This is a genomic window from Bradyrhizobium sp. WSM4873, from assembly GCF_055811355.1.
The window spans coordinates 1-3,281 of sequence record NZ_JBVVPS010000084.1; the positions used below are offsets into that span (position 1 = coordinate 1).

At 66.2% G+C, this 3,281-nt stretch carries 2 protein-coding genes; both read left to right on the plus strand.

The window, feature by feature from the left end:
* Nucleotides 1–2 precede the first annotated feature (2 nt).
* Nucleotides 3–2,810 carry a hybrid sensor histidine kinase/response regulator gene (locus AC0L21_RS37745; protein WP_473267044.1) on the plus strand — a complete coding sequence of 936 codons (2,808 nt, stop codon included), beginning with the start codon at nt 3–5 and terminating at the stop codon, nt 2,808–2,810.
* Between the two features lie 24 nt (nt 2,811–2,834).
* The coding region (locus AC0L21_RS37750) for a chemotaxis protein CheW (protein ID WP_247468230.1) at nt 2,835–3,281 on the plus strand (447 nt) is incomplete at its 3' end.

Consider the following 3,281-nt stretch of genomic DNA (forward strand, 5'->3'; position numbering starts at 1 on the left):
TCATGGATGATCTGTTGCGGGAGTTTTTGACGGAAACCAGTGAGAGCCTGGACACCGTGGACAATCAGCTGGTGAAGTTCGAGCAGGAGCCGAACAACGCCAAGATCCTGGATAACATCTTCCGGCTGGTCCACACCATCAAGGGCACGTGCGGCTTCCTCGGATTGCCGCGTCTGGAAGCGCTGGCGCATGCCGGCGAGACGCTGATGAGCAAATTCCGTGACGGGATGCCGGTGACGGCCGGCGCGGTGACGGTGATCCTGGCCTCGATCGACCGCATCAAGGAAATTCTGGGCGGGCTGGAGGCGACCGAAGCCGAGCCCGAGGGCACCGACCGCGATCTCATCGACAAGCTGGAAGCGATGGTTGAGCAGGGCATGGCGGCAATGGCTGCCGGTGCCGTGGCTGCTCCTGTGGCCGAAGCGCCGCCGCTGGTGCCGGAAGCGCCGGCTGCAGTGGAGGCCGCGCCGACCTCGGGCGTGCTGGCCGACCAGAGCCTGGAGCGTCCGCTGCGTCCGGGCGAAGTCTCGCTCGACGAGCTCGAGCGCGCCTTCCGCGAGACCGCGATCGAAGCGCCGATTCCCGCCCCCGTTGCCAAGGCTGAAGTCAAGGCCGAGCCCCAGCCTGCCGCTGAAGCGCCAGTGCCTGTTGCCAGGGACAAGGAAACTGCCAAGGAGACCAAGGCGCCCAAGGACAAGGCCGCGCCGAAGAAGTCGATCGCCGACGAGGGCGCCGGCGAGGGAGCCAGCATCGCCAACCAGTCGATCCGCGTCAACGTGGATACGCTGGAGCATCTGATGACCATGGTCTCCGAGCTGGTGCTGACCCGCAACCAGCTGCTGGAGATCTCCCGCCGCAACGAGGACACCGAGTTCAAGGTGCCGTTGCAGCGGCTGTCCAACGTCACCGCCGAGCTGCAGGAAGGCGTCATGAAGACGCGCATGCAGCCGATCGGCAATGCCTGGCAGAAGCTGCCCCGCATCGTTCGCGACCTCTCGAGCGAACTCGGCAAGCAGATCGAGCTGGAGATGCACGGCGCCGACACCGAGCTCGACCGCCAGGTGCTCGACCTGATCAAGGACCCGCTCACCCACATGGTGCGCAACTCCGCCGACCATGGCCTGGAGACCCCGGCCGAGCGTCTCGCCGGCGGCAAGGGCGAGCAGGGCACCATTCGCCTGTCCGCCTATCACGAGGGCGGCCACATCATCATCTGCATCGCCGACAACGGCCGTGGCCTGAACACCGACAGGATCAAGGCCAAGGCGATCTCCTCCGGCCTCGCCACCGAGGCCGAGCTCGAGAAGATGAGCGAAGCCCAGATCCACAAGTTCATCTTCGCGCCGGGCTTCTCGACTGCTGCCGCCATCACCTCGGTGTCGGGGCGCGGCGTCGGCATGGACGTGGTGCGCACCAATATCGACCAGATCGGCGGCACCATCGACATCAAGTCGGTCGCAGGTGAAGGCTCCTCCGTCACCATCAAGATCCCGCTGACGCTGGCCATCGTCTCCGCGCTGATCGTGGAAGCCGCCGGCGACCGCTTTGCGATCCCGCAGCTCTCCGTGGTCGAGCTGGTGCGGGCCCGCGCCAACTCGGAGCACCGCATCGAGCGCATCAAGGACACCGCGGTGCTCCGGCTGCGCAACAAGCTGCTGCCGCTGATCCATCTCAAGAAGCTGCTCAAGATCGACGACGGCGCCGTCTCCGATCCCGAGAACGGCTTCATCGTGGTGACGCAGGTTGGCAGCCAGACCTTCGGCATCGTCGTCGACGGCGTGTTCCACACCGAAGAAATCGTGGTCAAGCCGATGTCGACGAAACTGCGTCACATCGACATGTTCTCGGGCAACACCATCCTGGGCGACGGCGCGGTCATCATGATCATCGACCCCAACGGCATCGCCAAGGCGCTCGGCGCCGCCGGCTCCTCGGCCCATGACATGAACAACGAGAACGGGACTCACAGCATCGGAAGCGGCGAGCAGACCACCTCGCTCCTCGTGTTCCGCGCCGGCTCGTCGCAGCCCAAGGCGGTCCCGCTCGGGCTCGTCACGCGCCTGGAAGAGCTCCCGGCCGACAAGATCGAGTTCAGTAACGGCCGCTACATGGTGCAGTACCGCGAGCAGCTGATGCCGCTCGTTGCCATGGAGAGCGTCACCATTGCGAGCCAGGGCGCCCAGCCGATCCTGGTGTTCTCCGATGACGGCCGCTCCATGGGCCTCGTCGTCGACGAGATCATCGACATCGTCGAGGAGCGGCTCAACATCGAGGTCGGCGGATCCTCCTCCGGCATTCTCGGCTCGGCTGTGATCAAGGGCCAGGCCACCGAGGTGATCGACGTCGGCCACTTCCTGCCGATGGCGTTCTCCGACTGGTTCACCCGCAAGGAGATGAAGCCGTCGCTGCACTCGCAATCGGTGCTGCTGGTCGACGACTCGGCGTTCTTCCGCAACATGCTGGCTCCGGTGCTCAAGGCCGCCGGCTACCGCGTCCGCACCGCGCCGACCGCGCAGGAGGGGCTCGCGGCGTTGCGCGCGCAGACCTTCGACGTGGTCCTGACCGACATCGAGATGCCCGACATGAACGGGTTCGAGTTTGCCGAGACCATCCGCTCCGACAGCAATCTGGGCGCGATGCCGATCATCGGGCTCTCCGCGCTGGTGTCGCCGGCGGCGATCGAGCGCGGCCGTCAGGCCGGCTTCCACGACTATGTCGCCAAGTTCGACCGTCCCGGTCTGATCGCGGCGCTGAAGGAACAGACCGCGGGCGCCGCCGGTGCCTCCGAGCTGAGCCGCGCAGCAGCGTAACCAGCGGGATCAGGAGAAACTAACATGACCAAGAAGACCCAGTCCGGCGAAGGCGCCATGGTCGAATACGTCACTGCGATGATCGGCGGCCAGCTGTTCGGCCTGCCGATCTCCCGCGTCCAGGACGTGTTCATGCCCGAGCGCGTCACCCGCGTGCCGCTGTCCTCGCGCGAGATCGCGGGCGTGCTGAACCTGCGCGGCCGCATCGTCACCGTGGTCGACATGCGCGCCCGGCTCGGCCTGCCCAAGCCCGAGGACGGCAAGATCCCGATGGCGGTCGGCGTCGACCTGCGCGGTGAGTCCTACGGCCTCCTGATCGACCAGATCGGCGAAGTGCTGCGGCTCGCCGAGGACGGCATGGAAGAAAACCCCGTCAATCTCGACCCCCGCATGGCCAAGCTCGCCGGCGGTGTCCACCGTCTCGACGGCCAGCTCATGGTCGTCCTCGACGTCGATCGCGTCCTCGAGCTC

Excerpts from the sequence above, each read along its gene's own strand:
- AC0L21_RS37745 (WP_473267044.1), top strand. The coding sequence starts at position 3 with ATGGATGATCTGTTGCGGGAGTTTTTGACGGAAACCAGTGAGAGCCTG.